The sequence below is a fragment of the Streptomyces sp. TOM-9 genome, from assembly GCF_056858595.1.
In genome coordinates, this window is record NZ_JBXEQB010000001.1 from 4,503,519 (window position 1) to 4,520,119 (window position 16,601).

Consider the following 16,601-nt stretch of genomic DNA (forward strand, 5'->3'; position numbering starts at 1 on the left):
CCCTCGTACGGGTGGTGCCGCGTGCGTCAGCGCACGTCGACGTAGACGGCGGTGCCGTCGCTGTCGAAGTGCTTGGAGTCACCGAAGTACTGGATCAGCCACTTGCCGTCGGAGGACGGCTTGCCCTTCACGGTGGCCTTGCCCGTCGAGCTCGTGGTGCCCGACGCGACGTACGTCCACTTCGTCGAGCCCTTCTTCTGGAAGAACAGCTCGACGTGCCGGCCCTTGTACGGCCGCCAGGAACCGGAGACGTACTCCTTCAGCGTGCCGGTGAAGGTGACGGTGGCACCCTTCTTCACCTTCGTCGCGGACGCCTTGATCGAGTACATCCGGGTGTTGGTGCGGGTCAGCCGGACCGGCTTGGTGGTGCTCTCGGCGAGCTGGTCGGAGACGTAGTGGTGCAGCCGGTAGTAGCCGTCGAGGTGGCCCCACTTGGTGATCGTCACCACGCTGCCGTTGTTGTCGGCGTGCGCGGTGCCGAGGTCCTGCCAGCCCGTCTTGCCGTCCTTGGAGTACTCCAGGTGGACGACCTGGGGCTGGTAGACGGACGTCACCCGGTCGTATGCGGCGTACAGCCGGGCGGACAGGGTCACCTTGGTGTCCGCGGCGATCTTGGCGCTCGCCTCGGTGAAGACGGAGTCCGCCGGGAGGACGATCGAGCCGCCGGCGGAGACGGAGGCGGACAGGTAGGGGTCCGCCTCTCCGGCCGACCAGGAACCGTACGTGGCGGGTGCCGCGATCACCTTGCCGGTGAAGGCGCCCGAGGCGTCGGTGGTGACCGTGACCTGACCCGTGCCGCTGAGCGCCAGCGCCACCGGCACCCCGGCGACCGGCGCGCCCGTGGTGTCCTTGACGTGGCCGCTGATCGTCACCGCCTGGCCGGGCACCGCGCGGGTGCGGTCGGCCGTGGCGGTGACGATCACGTCGGTCTGCCGGATCTCCGGGCTCCCGGCCTCCGCGGTGACGGACCCGTGCACCCGCCCGTCGTCCACGGAGAGCGCCGCCCTCAGCCCGGACCAGGTGACGACCGGGAACTCCTGGGAGGTGAAGGACCCGTCCGCCCCGGTCACGGCCTGCCCGGTGCTGTCGGGCCGCCCGTCGACGGAGTAGTAGGTGCGGGTCACGTCGACCGTGGCGCCCTCGACGGGCACCTGGTCGCCGCTGCCCGGCTGGACGCCGAGGAGCGTGCCGGTGACGGCCGTCGTGCGGTGGTCCTTGTCCAGCACCGTCCGCGTCAGCGCGGTGCCGGTGAGGACCGGCCGCAGGGTGAAGTCCAGGGTGCCGGCGCCCGTGCGGGTGACGGTGTGGCCCTGGTCGTCGGTGGCGGTGACGTCGATGGTGTACCGGCCCAGGTGCGGCATGGCGCCGCCGTCCTCGGTCAGCTTCAGCGGGGCGCCGGACGGCACCGACCACCGCTCCCCGGAGCCGGCGAGCGACAGCGCGTCCACGACGACCGCGTCGCCGTCGCGCACCGTCGCCGTGACCGAGGTGACCGCGGCGCCGGGGACGTCCGTCCACACCGGCACCGTGAAGGAGCCGCGCTCGGCGTCGGCCGTACGGGCCACACCGATGCCGACCGGGCCCGCGTCGTCGGCGAGGGCGGGGGTGACGGCGAGACCGCCGGAGAGCGCGGCCACCGAGGCGATCAGCGCGAGGGCGCGCCGGGACTCAACGGGCATTGACGTACTCCGTCTTCGACTCGCTGTAGAAGTGCGTGGAGTCGGCCTCCAGGTAGGCGCCCCACGTGCCGTCGCCGTAGGCCTTGGTGTTGAGGCTGAAACGGCCCGAGGAGTCGGTCCTCCCCTTCACGGTCCAGTACCAGGTGCTCTCGCCCTTGGGCCGGAAGACGATGACGACCTTCCCGCCCTTGTACGCCTTCCACTTGCCGCCCGACTGGTACTGCAGCGTGCCGCGGGCCTTCAGCGCACCGCCCACGCGCGGGCTGTTGGGCGTCATGTCGAAGGAGACGATCCGGGTCACCGTGCGGTGCAGGCGCTTCTTGGCCGAGGCCACCGCGAGCATCCCGTCCGACTCGGCGTGGTACAGGCGGTAGTAGCCGTCCGTGTAGCCGTAGGCGCTCACCGAGAAGGAGCACTTGCCGCCGGAGGAGTCCCCCGCGGAGCCCGACTTGAGGGTCTTCCAGCCGGTGCTGCCGTTCTTGGAGTACTGCAGGGAGACCTGCGCGTTCCAGCAGGAACCCGCCAGCTTGCCCTTGGCGGTGACCTTCTTGTAGGCGTCCAGCGACATCGTGACGCCCGAGTAGGAGCCGGCCGTGGGCACGTTGACCAGGTGCTCGGCGTAGGCGAAGCCGGACACGTACTCCGACGGCTTGACGTAGGTGTAGTGGTACGTCGTCTTCGTCGCCGTCGCCGCGAGCGAGAAGTTCCCCGAGGCGTCCGCGGTGCCCGTGCCCATCAGGCCGGGCGTGGTGTACCGGTACACGTCCGGCGGCTGCGGGGTGGTGACCAGGGGCGCGCCGGCGAACGGCTTCCAGCCCTCGTCGGTCAGCCGCTGGACGGTGCCCCGCATGGTGAAGGTCTTGCCCTGGTGGACCCGCTTGGCCGACGGATCGGCGCTGATCCGGTACTGCACCGCCTTGGCCGGCAGCTCCGGGAGGGCGGCCGGGGCCACCGGGTCGGTGTCGGCCCCGCCGCTGACGACGGCGGTGCCCGCGGTGAGCGCGCCGCCGGGCGTCACGCCGACCGAGAAGGTGCCGTCGGCTCCGGACGTCGCCGTCGCCGAGCCGTGCTTGGTGTCGACCCCGACGCGGGCGGTCCAGTTGACCCGCACCGGAGTGCCGGGCGCGGCCGGGCCGGTCGTGCCCGTCGCCGGGTCGAAGGTCGTGACGGCGCCGGTGAGCACCGCCGACTGGTGGTCGAAGTCGGTGTGGTCGCGGTCGTAGGCGAGCGTGCCGACCCCGGTGTGCAGCCGGTAGCCGAAGAGCCCCGCCCCGCCGTGTGCGGCGCCGTTCCAGTGCTGGACGGTGCCGCCGGGCAGGCGGTAGTCGACGTCCACCGGGTAGTCGCCGAACGCCGTGCCCGCGGGCAGGCCGACGGGCCGGTCGGTGTACCAGCCGCGCTGCCACGAGAAGGACAGGTCGTCGGTCGAGGCCAGTACGGGCGCGTCCACGGCCGCGGAGGCCCGGACGCTCACCTTGACCCACAGCGCCTGGCCGTCGGCCAGGCCCACGGCCAGGGTGCCGTCGTCGCCGGTGGTCAGGCCGCTGACCGTCACGTCGTCGGCGAAGGCGGGCCCAGCGGCCAGCGGCCCGGCCGCGAGGCCGGTGGTGAGAAGGAGAACGGATGCACTTCGGAGGACGGCAGCCCGATGTGCGCGCGAAATGCGCATGCAGGACCCCCCACAGGTCAGAAAGCGGCGCCGAAACGGTCAGCGCCGGAGGCCGAACAATAGCGAACCTGTGGGGAAACCGTGGGGGGTGGGGTTCCCGTGCCGGTCGTCGGTGGGCCGTCGGCGGCCGTCAGCCGCCGATCCGCACGCCGTGCCGGGCCAGCCAGGGCAGCGGGGCGACCGACGAACCCATCTGCGGCGTGACACGGACCTCGAAGTGCAGGTGCGGACCGGTGGAGTTGCCGGAGTTGCCGGACCGGCCGATCCGCTCGCCGGCGCGGACCCGCTGCCCGGGAACGACCTCCAGGACGGACAGATGGGCGTAGTGCGTGCAGTAGCCGTCGTCGTGCCGGACGACGACCTGGTTGCCGAAGCCGTCACCGCACGCGGCCACCACCACCGTGCCGTCGCCCACCGCGCGGACCGGGGTGCCCGGCGGCACCGCGAAGTCCTGGCCGGTGTGACGGTGCGCCCAGTGCGCCCCGGAGGCGTCGTAGCCCGCGGTGAGCGTGTAGTGCGCCACCGGGCGCACCCAGTGCGGGGCGCCCGGCCGGTGGGCGGCGGCGGACGACCGGGGCGGGGTCCGGGGGAGGTCGCGCGGGCAGTCCGCCGAGAGTCCCTCGTGGGCCATGAGCGCCAGGTCCCGGGCGGACAGCCCGGCCCGGGCGCGCAGCAGCCGCGCCTCGATGCGCCGGCGGAGAGCGTCCTTGCGGCGGGCCTCGCGGGCCAGCACCGCCAGCGTCCGGCGGACGGCCTCGGTGTCCGCCGCCAGCCGGCGCTCGGCCAGCATCCGCTCGGCCAGCAGCGCCGCCTGCGCGTGGTCGCCCTGCCGGGCCAGCGTCGCGCCCTCCAGCAACCGGTCGGGCCGCCCGGACAGCAGCAGCCGCGCCGAGGGTCCCAGCCCCCCGTTGCGGTACTCGCTGCGCGCCATCGCCCCGATCCGGTCCCGCAGCACGTCCAGCCGCCGCCGTTCCACCGCCGCGGCCCGGTGCAGCAGGCGCAGGTCGGCCCGCTTGCGGCGGACCGCCCGCTCCGCGTCCTCGTACGCCTGCACCGCGCGGGCCGCCTGCGCGTACAGCCGCTCCACCCGGGCCGGGGGGCCCGGGCGCGGCCCGGGGTGCTCGCCGGCCACCGCCGGCGAGGCGGTCAGCAGCAGGCAGAGGGCCACGGCCGCCGTCCTCCATCGCATCGCCCGATCCTTTCGGGCCGGTCACCGCGGGGCCCGGACGACACGCCCCGCCGCCCGGCGGCCACCCGGCGGGGTGACCGCATCCGGGCGTGCGCCCGGCGGGGGACCGCCCGATCATGGGAACGGGCGCACTCGGCGGACAGGAGGGTGACCGGGTGAGCGGTGACGGTGAGCCCGGCGGCTGGTCACCGCCGGACGACGGGGTCCTGCGGCAGGTGCTGGACGGCACCCCCGCGGGCGTGGGCATCTACGACCCGCAACTGCGCTACGTCTACGTCAACCCCGCCCTCGCCCGGATGAACGGCCTGCCCGCCGAGGCGCACCTCGGCCGCCGGATCACCGAGGTGCTGCCGGACCTGGACGACGCGGGCGAGGAGGCGCTGCGCCAGGTCCTGTCCGACGGCAAGTCGCGCGAGGTGCCCTCCAGCGGCCGCACGCACGCCGAGTCCGGGACGGGCCGGCGCTACTGGCAGGGCGCGTACCACCGGCTGGACGCGGCGGACGGCACGGTGCTCGGCCTCGTCGGGATCATGCTGGAGGTCAGCGCGTCGCGCCAGCACCAGCAGGAACTGGAACGGGCCCGGGAGCGGCTGGCGATCCTGGACCGCGCCGCCACCTTCATCGGCACCACCCTGGAGATGGACGAGACCTGCGCCGAGCTCGCCGGGTTCCTCGTGCCGCTGCTCGCCGACATCGCCACCGTCGAGGTCTTCCCCACCGAGCGCTCCACCCCCTACAACCGCGGTGTGCTGCGGCTGCGCCGGGCGGCGATGGCCGCGCTGCCGAACCTGCGCGAGCAGGTCAAGATCTTCGGCGAGCCCGGGGAGTACGTGGAGTACCCGTCGGGCACGACCATCCCGCGCTGCCTGCAGTCGGGCAGCCCGGTGGTGCAGAGCCTCTTCGAGGACGACGCCCTGGGCCACGGCGGGTCGGCCCGCGAGCGGATGGCCGCCTTCCGCTCGGTGGGCATCCACTCGGCGCTCGTCGTGCCGCTCGCGGCGCGCGGCGAGCCCATCGGCACGGTGACCCTGGTCCGCTGCGGCGAGTCGCCGGGGTTCACCGAGCGGGACACCGAGACCGTCCAGGACATCGTCCGGCGGGCCGCGATCTACCTCGACAACGCCCGCCGCTACACCCACGAGCACGGCATCGCCCTGGAGTTGCAGCGCGCCCTGATGTCGGAGCCGGGCTCCCCGCACCCCTCGGTGGAGGCCGCGTTCCGCTACCAGCCGGCCGGCAGCACCGCGCTGGTGGGCGGCGACTGGTACGACGCCGTACGGCTGTCCTACGGGCGCACCCTGCTGGCCATGGGCGACGTCATGGGGCACGGGGTGGAGGCCTCGGTCGACATGAGCCAGTACCGCTCGATGCTGCGCTTCGTGGCCGCGGCCGACCTGCCGCCGCACCGCATCCTGCGCCGACTGGACACCCTCATCTCGGAGACCGAGTCGGGCCGTCCGGCGAGCTGCCTGCTGGCCCTCGTCGACCCGGTGCGCAACACGTGCACCTTCTCCAGCGCCGGTCACCTGCCGCCCGCGGTCATCCGGCCGGACGGCACGGTCGACATCGTCGACGTGCCGGTCGGGCCGCCGCTGGGCACCGGCCACGGAGGCTACGAGCCCGTCGCGGCCTCCTGCCGGGCCGGTGACGTCCTGCTGCTGTACACCGACGGTCTGGTGGAGCGGCGCGGGGAGGACATCGACGCTTCGCTCGACCGCCTCGCCGGGTTGCGCCTGCACTCCGACGGTGATCTGGGCGGACTGGTCGACCGGGTGCTGTCCCTGCTGGTCGTGGAGCCGGCCGACGACGACATCGCGGTCCTCGCGGCACGGATCATGCGATAGGCGGATCAACCGCTCGGAGTACCACAACAGGCGGATCTCGACTTGCGCCCGCACGATGATCAAACGGGCCGCCGCAGGGGCGGGCCCGGGAACCGGCCCCTCGGGGAGGATCTGCCGTGACCGTCAGTCTGGCGCATCTGCGTCGTTGCTCCGTTGCCGTCGACCTCGGGGCGTCGCGCACCCGTGTCTACCTCAAGCACCAGGGACTCGTCGTGGACGAGCCCAGCGTGGCCGCCGTCAACGCGCACAGCGGTGCCCTCATCGCGGTCGGCTCGCTCGCCGAGAAGATGACGGGCCGCACGCCCGAGCACATCCGCGTGGTCCGCCCCATCCAGGCCGGCATGGTCGTCGACATCGAGATGGCCCAGCGCATGCTCCGTCACCTGCTGGGCGGTCAGCTCCGCAAGGCCTGGCGGCGCAAGCCGATGCTCCGGGCGGCCGTCTGCACCCCCAACGGCAGCGGACCGCTGGCCCAGCGGGCCGCCGTCGAGACGATGTACGGCCTCGGTTCGCGGCGGGTCGAGCTCGTCGACTCCGTCATCGCGGCCGCCATCGGGTGCGGACTGCCGGTCGAGCAGCCCGAGGCGACGATGATCATGCTGGCCGGGGCGAGCACCACGCAGATCGCGGTCATGTCGATGGGCGCGATCGTCGCGGCGGAGACCATCGCGGTGGGCGGCGAGGCGATCGACCACGCCGTCGTCCAGCACCTGCGCAACACCCACGAACTGGTGCTGCCCAGCCAGTCGGTACGGCCGCTGCACGAGATCCTCTCGGCGCCCGGCCCCACCGCGCCCAGCGCCGAGGTCCAGGGGCGCGACGTCGCCAGCGGCATCGCCCGTACGGTCCGCGTCGACACCGAGGCGGTGCGGCAGGCGATCCGGATGCCCATGGCGACGCTGGTCGACGGGATCGGCCAGACGCTCAGGCGGTGCCCGCCGGACCTGGTCGCCGACCTCACCGACCGCGGCATCATGCTCGCGGGCGGCAGCGCGCTGCTGCCCGGCCTGGACATGATGCTCCGTCAGGCCACCGGGATGCCGGTCACGATCGCGGACCGGCCCGACGTCTGCGCGGTGCGCGGGCTGGGCGCGATGATGGAGGGCCACCCCGTCCCGATGCCGCTCGACCCGCTGTCCGTGTAGGCCCCGGGCCGGGTTCAGACGTCCAGGACGAGACGGGAGCCGGCGGCTCCCCGCGAGACGCAGACGAGCATCGCGTCGTCCGTGCGGCGGGCGGTCGCACTGCCGCCGTGGCGGACCGCGTCCGCGCCCGCCAGGACCCGGACCCGGCACGTGCCGCAGAAGCCCTGGCGGCAGGAGTACGACGTCGCGGGCCGCGCCCCCGTCAGGACGGAGAGCGCGGTGCGGTCGGCCGGGACGGGGAGCACCTCCCCGTCCCGGCCGAGCTGCATCTCGAAGGCGGTGCCGTCCGTGATCGGCGGCGGCGAGAAGCGCTCCACGTGCAGCACCGGGGCCGGGCGCAGCGCGGGGATCAGCGCGGGCGGACCGCAGAAGTAGACCGCCGTACCCACGTCCGCGCCCGCCAGCAGCTCCGCCCCCGTCAGGGGACCACCGGCCTCCTCGTCGGTGCGGACCCGCACCCGCCACGGCTCGCGCCCCGCGAGCCCGGCCAGCTCCGCCAGGAACGGCAGCGTCGCCCTGCTGCGCCCCGCGTACACCAGGCGCCAGTCCGCCCCGGCGGCGGCCGCGGCGCGCACCATCGGCAGGATCGGCGTGATCCCGATGCCGCCCGCGAGGAAGAGCAGCGACCCGGAGCCGGTCAGGGCCAGGGGGAAGGCGTTGCGCGGGCCGAGGGTGCGCAGGACCGCGCCCGGGGCGAGGGCGTGCATCTCGCGGGACCCGCCCTCCCCGTCCGGGACGAGCCGCACCGCCACCCGGTAGGCGTCCCGTTCGGCCGGGTCGCCGCACAGGCTGTACTGGCGGCGGCGCCCGGACGGCAGGTCGAGGTCGAGGTGGGCACCGGGGTGCCAGGCAGGCAGCGCGGCGGTGCCGCCGTCCGCCCGTACCAGCCGCAGCCCCACGACGCCCTCGGCCGCCGCGGTGACCTCGGCGACGCGCAGGGCCAGCGAGCGGTCCACGGCGGCCGGTTCGCGCGCCGGCCGCCGCCCGCTGCCGCGCACCAGCAGCGGGGTGATCCGGGCGAGCAGCGCGAGCAGCGGCTCCGGACGGGAGCCGCCGGCCCGGCGGGGCGGCGGGGTCGCCCATGCCGGATGCGGGGGAAGGGTGCTCGGGTCGGGCAGGGACACGTGCGGGGACCCCCTAGTGGAGCGCCGCGCGCGCGGCGGGCGAGGACGCGAGGTAGGCGACGGCCTGCGTGGTGGACCCGTACCGCGACGGGTGGTAGCCGGGCCGCAGGTAGGAGAAGAAGAGCCGGACGACCGCGCGCGGCGGCGGCAGCAGCCCCCGCCGGGCACCGCGGTACCAGTCGCGCCAGCGCGGCTTCCCGGCGCCCACCGGGTCCTCGGCCATGAGGCAGCGCAGTCCGCGCACCCACCAGTAGAGCAACACGGGGAAGGCGACCAGGTGCGCCCGCACCCGGTGCCGGTAGCGGCCGTCAAGATGGGTGAACAGGTCGTACGCGACGGCGCGGTGCTCGACCTCCTCCGCCCCGTGCCAGCGGTAGAGGTCGAGGACGGCCCCGGCCTTCTCGTGCTTGTCGAGGGCGTCCAGCGCGTGCGCGTTCAGGATCCAGTCGCCGAGGAAGGACGTCACGTGCTCGATGGCGGCGATGATCGCGACGCGCTCGACGAGCCAGCCGTGGGCGGCCCTGCCGGTCAGACCGCGGTCGCCGAGCATCTCCTGGAAGAACCAGCGCAGTTGGGCGACGAACCCCTCGGTGTCCAGACCCGCGTCGTTGAAGTGGCCCAGCAGTGACTGGTGGGCCTGGGAGTGCATCGCCTCCTGGCCGATGAAGCCGATGACGTCCTCGCGCAGCCGGTCGTCCCCGATCATCGGCACGGTCTGCTGGAAGACGGTGAGGAACCAGTCCTCGCCCTCGGGCAGCAGGATGTTGAGGACGTTGGCGAAGTGGGTGAGGAAGGCGTCGTCGTCCAGGTAGCGGACGGGCAGGCCGTCCCAGTCCCAGTGCACGTCGCGCGGCTTGAGGACGAGGTGCTCGGGCTCGGCGGTCATGCCGCGGTCCCTTCCTTCTCGACACGTTCGACCAGGCGGGCGGCGTGCTCGGCGACGAGGTCCGGGCGGTGGGACGGCAGCCAGTGGCCGCCGTCGACGTGGTGGACCTCGGCCCCGGGTGCCCAGTCGGTGATCTCGGCCTGCCAGGGCGGCAGGACGAACACGTCCTTGGACGGGGCCAGCACGACCGCGGGGAGCGCGGCGTGCCGGACCCGGGGGCGGAACATGCGGGGCAGCACGTTGGCGCGGTAGAGCTTGAGCCCGGCACGGTTGCGGGCGGCGAGCCCTGGGCCGTAGCCGGAGGGGCCCTCGCCGGTCTCCAGGCGGCGCAGGGCCGTGACGACGCTGTCCAGGAAGCCGCTGCGGCAGGCGAGCTCGGCGACCCCCGCCAGGTGGAAGAAGCCGACGTACTGCGAGGCCAGCGACTGCTTGGCGAGCTTCAGCAGGCGGGCGGGCGTCGGCCGGCGCAGCTGGGCGCGGTACCAGCGGCCGGTGTGGTCCAGGTCGGGGCCGGAGATCGAGGTGATCGAGGCGTAGCGGTGGGCGAGCTCCGGGGTGCTGACGGTGTGCCAGCTCTGCACCGACCCCCAGTCGTGGGTGAGCAGGTGGACCGGGGCCCGCGGGCTGACCGCGTCGGCGACGGCGGTGGTGTCGGCGGCGAGCTGCGGCAGCCGGTAGGCGCGGGTACGGCGTGGGACGTCCGAGGCGCCCGAGCCGCGCACGTCGTAGGTCACGACGTGGAAGCCGCGGGCGGCGAGGCGCCCCGCGACGCCGTCCCACACACCGTGGTCGTCGGGGAAGCCGTGCACGCACAGCACCGTGGTCCCGGCCGGGTCCCCCTGCTCGTACACCGCCAGCCGCACCCCGTCGGAGGCCGTGACCCAGCGCTGCGCCATGTCCGCCGCCCTTCGTCTTCGCCTTCGCGTCACCGCGTCGTCGGTCGGTCGTCGCGTCCTTGTTGCGCCGTCGTCGCGTCGCCGTTCCCGGCGGCCACGATGGCAGCTTGTTGACGCGGTGTCTAGCAGTGGGACGGTATAGCTTTGGCGCCGTGACCGGTGAGAACGCGATACTGCGACGACGGCTCGGCGTCTTCGACGCCACCGTCGTCGGGCTCGGCTCGATGATCGGCGCCGGGGTCTTCGCGGCCTTCGCCCCGGCCGCCCGCGCGGCGGGGTCCGGGCTGCTGCTCGGGCTCGCGGCGGCCGCCGTCGTCGCCTACTGCAACGCCATGTCCTCGGCCCGGCTCGCCGCGCTCCACCCCGCCTCGGGCGGGACCTACGTCTACGGGCGCGAGCGACTCGGGCCGTTCTGGGGCTACCTGGCGGGCTGGTCCTTCGTCGTCGGCAAGACCGCCTCCTGCGGGGCGATGGCCCTGACGATCGGCGCGTACGCCTGGCCGGAGCAGCAACGGGCGGTCGGCGTCGCCGCGGTCGTGGCGCTCACCGCCGTCAACTACGCGGGCGTGCAGAAGGCGGCCTGGCTCACCCGGGGCATCGTCGCGGTCGTCCTCGCGGTGCTCGCGGCCTTCGTGGTCGCCGCGTTCACCGGCGGCGACGCGGACGCCGCCCGGCTGGACATCGGGGCCGACGCGACCGCCGGCGGGGTGCTGCAGGCGGCCGGCCTGCTCTTCTTCGCCTTCGCCGGGTACGCCAGGATCGCCACGCTCGGCGAGGAGGTCAAGGACCCGGCGCGCACCATCCCCCGGGCCATCCCGCTCGCCCTCGGCATCACCCTGGCCGTCTACGCCGCCGTCGCCGTCGCCCTCCTCGCGGTGCTGGGCCCGCAGGGGCTCGCCCGTTCCGCGGCGCCCCTGGCCGACGCCGCGGACGGCCTCGCGCCGCTGATGCGGGTGGGCGCGGCGGTCGCCGCCACCGGATCCCTGCTCGCGCTGATCCTCGGGGTCTCCCGCACCACCCTGGCCATGGCCCGCGACGGGCACCTGCCGCGGACCCTGGCCGCGGTGCACCCCCGGTCCGGGGTGCCGCACCACGCCGAACTCGCCGTCGGCGCGGTCGTCGCCGTGCTCGCCGCCACCGCCGACCTGCGCGGGGCGATCGGCTTCTCCTCCTTCGGCGTCCTCGCCTACTACGCCGTCGCCAACGCCTCCGCCTGGACCGTGGGCCCCGGCGTCCGGCGCGCCGTCCCCGCCCTCGGGCTGCTCGGCTGCCTCGCCCTGGCCTTCGCCCTCCCCTGGACCTCCGTCGCCGCGGGCGCCGCCGTCCTCGCCACCGGGGCGGCGCTGTACGCGGCACGCGCCCGCCACACCCGGCCCGCCTGACGCCCACCCCACCCCGCAGGCCAACTCCCCACCGGCCGGCCACGCCCGCCAAGCCGTCCCGGGCGAGGGGGCGTTGCCCGACTGAGATCCATCCGCAACGGCCCCGATGCCACCCGTCCGCCCCGTCCTGCGTCACAGTCGCAGAAGGCGCAGGGGGCGCCCCCGGGGGAAGCAGGTGACGGTGATGCGGCGGATCACGGCGGCGGTGCTGGCGGCGGTGGCGGCCGGAGCGGTCCTGACGGGTTGCGGCGCGAACACGGACCGGGGCCACGCCGGTGACACGCGGCGGCCCGGACCGGTGCGGGGCGCGGACGGCGCCCCCAAGGACGGCGGCTCCGAGTGGAACGGGCAGGGCACGGACGAGGACCGGGGCCTGGAGCGGGCGCCCGACGCGTCACAGCTGTCGACCTTCGCGCTGGACGTCGACACCGCCTCGTACGGCTACGCCAAGCGGCGGCTCGACGAGGGCTCGCTGCCCTCCCCCGCGGACGTGCGCCACGAGGAGTTCGTCAACAGCTTCCGCCAGGACTACCCCGCCCCCGAGGGCGACGGCTTCTCCGTCACCGTCGACGGCGCCCGCATCGGCGACGAGGAGGGCTGGTCCCTCCTGCGGGTCGGCCTCGCCACCCGCCCCGCCGACGAGGGGAACCGGCCGCCGGCCGTGCTCACCTTCGTCGTGGACGTCTCCGGCTCCATGGGCGACCCGGGCCGGCTGGACCTCGTCCAGAAGGCGCTCCGTGCCGCGGTCGGCGAGCTGCGGGACGACGACTCCCTGGCCGTGGTGACCTTCAGCGACCGCGCGCGGGTCGCCCTGCCGGCGACCCGGCTCGGCACCGGGGGCGCCCGGCAGCGCGCCCTGTCCGTCGTCGACCGCCTCGCGCCGGAGGACTCCACCAACCTGGAGGCGGGCCTGCGCACCGGCTACGACGTGGCCCTGGAGAGCGCCCGGCGCGGAGCCACCAACCGGGTCGTCCTGCTCTCCGACGCCCTCGCCAACACCGGGCAGACGGACCCCGACGCCCTCCTGGAGCGGATCGACCGGGCCCGCTCACAGCACGGCGTCGCCCTGTTCGGGGTCGGCGTCGGCAGCGAGTACGGCGACGAACTGATGGAGCGGCTGGTCGACAAGGGCGACGGCCACACCTCGTACGTCTCCACCCCGGCCGAGGCCCGTGCCCTGTTCGTGGACCAGCTGCCCGTCAACATCGGCCTGCGCGCCCGCGACGCCAAGGCCCAGGTCTCCTTCGACCCGAACACCGTCGAGCGCTACCGCCTGATCGGCTTCGAGGACCGCGCCGTCGCCGACGAGGACTTCCGCGACGACCGCGTCGACGGCGGCGAGGTCGGCCCCGGCCACACCGTCACCGCGCTCTACGCCGTACGCCTGAAGGCGGGCGCCCGCGGCCACGTCGCCACCGCGACCGTGCGCTGGCTCGACCCGCACGACCGCTCCCCGCACGAGGCGTCGGGCGCCGTCGAGGCGGACCGGCTGGCCGGCCGGCTGTGGGACTCCGGCACCTCGCCGCGGCTCCGGGTGGACGCGGTGGCCGCCTACTTCGCCGACGCGCTGCGCACCTACGACACCGGCGAGGAGCAGCTGCCCGGCGCCCCCGGCCTCGCCCGCCTCGGCGACCGCGCGCACGCCCTGGCGGCGACCACCGAGGACCCCGCGGTACGCGACCTGGCGGAAGCCGTGGACAGCGCGTACGCGCTGCGCGCGGGCTGATGGAGTATCAGTGAACCCATGACAGAAGAGAAGGAACCCGAGCCGCGGCTCGACGCCCGCTTCAGCAGCACCGGCGCGGCCCCCACCACCTGGCACGACGCCCGCGGGCACCTGGCCGGAGCCGAGATCTACTGGCTGACCACCGTCCGTCCCGACGGCCGCCCCCACGTCACCCCGCTCATCGGGGTCTGGCTGGACGACGCCCTGCACTTCTGCACCGGCGCCGACGAGCGCAAGGCCAAGAACCTCGCCCGCAACGGCCGGGTCGTCCTCACCACCGGCAACAACGCGCTCGGCGAGGGCCTGGACGTGGTGCTCGAGGGCAAGGCGGCCCGCGTGCGCAGCGAGAACCAGCTGCACCGGATCGCCGCGGCGTACGAGACCAAGTACGGCTCCGGATGGCACTTCGACGTCGGCGACCAGGTCCTCGTCGGCGAGGGCCACGAGGCCCTGGTGTACGAGGTGGAACCCACCACGGCCTTCGCCTACGCCCGCGGCACCACCTACAGCCAGACCCGGTGGCTGTTCTAGGCGCACGTGGCCGGGACGTGGCGCAGGCCGTGCCGGAGGTCCGGCCTCACCCCCGGGAGCCCGGGGCCGGACCCGGGCCCCGGCCACGCGCCCGTCCCGGTCCGGCGCCGGCCGGGCCGTGGAAGGCGGCACGGTCGGCGGCGGCGGTACCGCGTTCCCAGCCCTCGCGGTCGCGGCCCCTGAGCCGCTCCGTGCGGGTCTCGGGGAACATCGCGTCCACGGCGCGGCCGACGGCGACCTCGCGGGCCGCCAGCACGGGGAGCACCTCCGTGGACCCGCCCGCCTCCGCGGCTTCCTCCGTCGCGTCACGGGCGGCCGCGGCCAGGCGCTCGCCGATCCGGCCCGCGTAGGCGATGAGGAAGGACTCGCGGAAGTCCCGCGACAGGTCCCCGCCCCTGGCGCCGCCCTTGCCGCCCCTGCGTCCCGGGCGACGCGTGGCCGGCCCCGGGGCGCCGCCGCCGCGCATGGCCGCCTCGGCCTGCACCAGCAGCGAGGTGTACAGCACCTCCACGGCCTCCAGGTCGGCCTCCCAGCCCACGACGGTCGAGAAGCCGAACTCCGCCGACCACACGGCACGGCAGCGGTTCGCCGCCGCGACCGCGTCCAGCAGCAGCGCCTTCGGCGCCTCGTACGGACGCTCCACGCCGATCCGCCGCGCGCCGGGACCGCCGCCGCCCGGTGCCGTACCCGCGACCAGCGCCTCGTCCACGCTGTGCCGTGCCATCAGGTGCTGGGCCTTCGCGCTCAGCGCCTCCGCCTCCTCGGGGAAGGCCGTGGACTCCGCCTTCGCCAGCAGCGCCCTGATCCGCCGCAGCATCGGATGCCCCGCACCGCCGGCACCTCCCGCGGCGGGCGCGGGCGCCGCCGGCGGCGTGATCCCGGGCAGCCGCCCCAGCAGGCGGACGAGCTCCAGCACGGCCGTCGCCACGGTGAAGCGGTCCAGCCGTTCGGCCGCCCCGTACGCCGTCAGGAGGCCCGCCGGGTCACCGCCCCCGTCGGCGGTCAGGCGCCCGGCGAGCCGCACGTGCTCCGGGCGCAGTTCGCGGCGCACCATCCGCAGCAGGTCGGCGTCCTCCCAGCCGCGCGCCCGGCAACCCCGCAGCAGCCCGCCCACCGCGGTCGCCACCGCCCGGCCGACCTCGTCCCACCCGGCCTCCGCCGCCGCCATCGCCGACGCCCCGGCGTCCAGCGCCGTCTCGACGTCCCCCTCCGGCGCCCCCAGGACACCGGCGAACGCCGCCTCGACCACCGTCATCGCATCTCGCACGCGGTTCAGGATCGCACCGACACGCCGCGCACGGAGCACCGTGCCCGCCCGCCCCGGCGGGCCGGGACATCCACACGACCGGGTTCCACGCCGACGTCACGGCCGAGCCCGCGCCGGCGGCCGCCGGATGCGGCCCGGTGGCCGTCGCCCTGCCCGGTCACGGGCGCGGCCCCACTCCCGGGGACCTGTCGATCGGGAACCGCGCCCGCCTCATGGGACGGCTCGCCGCCGACACGGGCTGCGACGTCGTCGTCGGCCGCAGCCTGCCGGCTCGACCAGCCACCAGTGCTGGGCACGGCGGCCTGGGCGGTCGCGCTGAAGACCCTGCCCCGCCGCTCCCTCGTCGCCCGGCTGCGCGCCGTCGGCGGCACCGCCGACGACATCGACCTCACCGGCCGGGCACGGCGTCCTCCTCGAACAACCCGGCCACGTCACGGAGATCATCGTGGCGGCCGCCGCCGGGATCAGCCGGCCGCGCCGCCCCGCTCCACCAGGACCGGCCACAGGCGCTGCGCCAGTTCCGGGTCGGCGCGGGCCACTTCACGCCCGAGGGCGGACGCGGCCGCGGCGAGCGCGCGGCGCAGTTCGGCCGGCTCCGCCGAGCGCACCAGCGTCGCGTGCAGCGGCCCCGTGACCTCGTCCGGCAGCAGGTCGGCGCCCTTGGCGTAGGCCGCGGGGTGCCCAAGGCGCAGGCAGGCGAGGGCGATGACCTGGGTGCGCACCGCTCCGATCCAGTGCTCGGCCTGCCACAGCCGGCCCCGCTCGATGCTCGCCGCGGCGTGCAGGACGTGGTGCCAGCCGAGCCCCGCCGGCGTCCCCGGGTCGGCCGGCGCCGCCTCCGGCGCCCGGCCCGCGGCGCCGAACACCGTCCGCCACTGCGGCCCCCGGGGCCCGAACTCCTCCTCCGGCGTGAACGCCAGGTCCGCCTCCAGCGCCCCCGGCAGCAAGAACACCCGGTAGACGGTCGCCCCCGCCGGCAGCTCCCAGTGGTGCAGCGCACCGAACCCGACCCCGTACAGCCACGCCGTCCAGCGGGCCAGCGCCGTGCCCACCTCGCCCCGCACCCCGAGCACCAGGTCGACGTCGGACCACCGGTCGCCGCCGCCCGGGACCGCGAGCGAACCGGTGAGCGCGGCCCCGGTGACGTCCGGGTCGTCCGCGGCCAGACCGAGCAGCCGGGCCCGCAGGCGGTCGCGTTCCCCGGGTGTGAACATGCCCTCACCGTAGCGAAGCGGGCGCCGCGCGTCCGGGCCGGTCATCCGC

13 protein-coding genes are annotated in these 16,601 nt (G+C 75.3%); 5 read left to right on the forward strand and 8 right to left on the reverse strand.

Annotated elements, in window-relative coordinates; all coding sequences use genetic code 11:
- Nucleotides 1–26 precede the first annotated feature (26 nt).
- The 3 genes from AC1VWI_RS20880 to AC1VWI_RS20890 form a co-directional block, all read right to left on the reverse strand.
- On the reverse strand, nucleotides 27–1,679 hold the full coding sequence (locus AC1VWI_RS20880) for a carboxypeptidase-like regulatory domain-containing protein (protein ID WP_499512534.1): 1,653 nt from the start codon (nucleotides 1,677–1,679) through the stop codon (nucleotides 27–29).
- A complete protein-coding gene (locus AC1VWI_RS20885) occupies nucleotides 1,669–3,348 on the reverse strand; it encodes a hypothetical protein (RefSeq protein ID WP_499512535.1) in 1,680 nt (559 codons plus the stop codon). The genes AC1VWI_RS20880 and AC1VWI_RS20885 overlap by 11 nt, the downstream gene beginning before the upstream one ends.
- Nucleotides 3,349–3,478: 130 nt before the next feature.
- Nucleotides 3,479–4,537, reverse strand: coding sequence for a M23 family metallopeptidase (locus tag AC1VWI_RS20890; RefSeq protein WP_499512536.1), 1,059 nt, complete (start codon nucleotides 4,535–4,537; stop codon nucleotides 3,479–3,481).
- Between the two features lie 155 nt (nucleotides 4,538–4,692).
- Here AC1VWI_RS20890 and AC1VWI_RS20895 point away from each other — a divergent pair, with 155 nt between their 5' ends.
- Together AC1VWI_RS20895 and AC1VWI_RS20900 are read left to right on the forward strand one after the other, a co-directional pair.
- Complete coding sequence (locus AC1VWI_RS20895) at nucleotides 4,693–6,381, forward strand: SpoIIE family protein phosphatase (RefSeq protein ID WP_499512537.1); 1,689 nt, start codon at nucleotides 4,693–4,695, stop codon at nucleotides 6,379–6,381.
- 116 nt (nucleotides 6,382–6,497) lie between these two features.
- Complete coding sequence (locus tag AC1VWI_RS20900) at nucleotides 6,498–7,526, forward strand: rod shape-determining protein (protein ID WP_499512538.1); 1,029 nt, start codon at nucleotides 6,498–6,500, stop codon at nucleotides 7,524–7,526.
- A 14-nt stretch (nucleotides 7,527–7,540) separates the two neighbouring features.
- On the opposite strand, the gene AC1VWI_RS20905 is transcribed toward AC1VWI_RS20900, so the two are convergent.
- Genes AC1VWI_RS20905 through AC1VWI_RS20915 form a run of 3 tightly spaced genes read right to left on the reverse strand, consistent with a single transcriptional unit; the run spans nucleotide 7,541 to nucleotide 10,432 of the window.
- Nucleotides 7,541–8,650, reverse strand: coding sequence for a PDR/VanB family oxidoreductase (locus tag AC1VWI_RS20905; RefSeq protein ID WP_499512539.1), 1,110 nt, complete (start codon nucleotides 8,648–8,650; stop codon nucleotides 7,541–7,543).
- A 13-nt stretch (nucleotides 8,651–8,663) separates the two neighbouring features.
- On the reverse strand, nucleotides 8,664–9,536 hold the full coding sequence (locus tag AC1VWI_RS20910) for a metal-dependent hydrolase (RefSeq protein WP_499512540.1): 873 nt from the start codon (nucleotides 9,534–9,536) through the stop codon (nucleotides 8,664–8,666).
- The gene (locus AC1VWI_RS20915; RefSeq protein WP_499512541.1) at nucleotides 9,533–10,432 is read right to left on the reverse strand and encodes an alpha/beta fold hydrolase; all 900 of its coding nucleotides are present in this window, start codon (nucleotides 10,430–10,432) and stop codon (nucleotides 9,533–9,535) included. The genes AC1VWI_RS20910 and AC1VWI_RS20915 overlap by 4 nt, the downstream gene beginning before the upstream one ends.
- A 152-nt stretch (nucleotides 10,433–10,584) precedes the next feature.
- On the opposite strand from AC1VWI_RS20915, the gene AC1VWI_RS20920 reads away from it, so the two are divergent.
- The 3 genes from AC1VWI_RS20920 (at nucleotide 10,585) to AC1VWI_RS20930 (ending at nucleotide 14,071) form a co-directional block, all read left to right on the forward strand.
- Nucleotides 10,585–11,814 (forward strand): APC family permease, encoded by a 1,230-nt coding sequence (locus AC1VWI_RS20920; RefSeq protein ID WP_499512542.1) that lies wholly within the window; start codon nucleotides 10,585–10,587, stop codon nucleotides 11,812–11,814.
- Nucleotides 11,815–11,998: 184 nt separating this feature from the next.
- A complete protein-coding gene (locus AC1VWI_RS20925; protein ID WP_499512543.1) occupies nucleotides 11,999–13,540 on the forward strand; it encodes a vWA domain-containing protein in 1,542 nt (513 codons plus the stop codon).
- 18 nt (nucleotides 13,541–13,558) lie between these two features.
- Complete coding sequence (locus AC1VWI_RS20930) at nucleotides 13,559–14,071, forward strand: pyridoxamine 5'-phosphate oxidase family protein (RefSeq protein ID WP_499512544.1); 513 nt, start codon at nucleotides 13,559–13,561, stop codon at nucleotides 14,069–14,071.
- 46 nt (nucleotides 14,072–14,117) lie between these two features.
- On the opposite strand, the gene AC1VWI_RS20935 is transcribed toward AC1VWI_RS20930, so the two are convergent.
- Together AC1VWI_RS20935 and AC1VWI_RS20940 are read right to left on the reverse strand one after the other, a co-directional pair.
- Nucleotides 14,118–15,326 (reverse strand): DUF2786 domain-containing protein, encoded by a 1,209-nt coding sequence (locus AC1VWI_RS20935; RefSeq protein ID WP_499516876.1) that lies wholly within the window; start codon nucleotides 15,324–15,326, stop codon nucleotides 14,118–14,120.
- Nucleotides 15,327–15,802: 476 nt separating this feature from the next.
- Nucleotides 15,803–16,552, reverse strand: coding sequence for a hypothetical protein (locus AC1VWI_RS20940; protein ID WP_499512545.1), 750 nt, complete (start codon nucleotides 16,550–16,552; stop codon nucleotides 15,803–15,805).
- Nucleotides 16,553–16,601 lie beyond the last annotated feature (49 nt).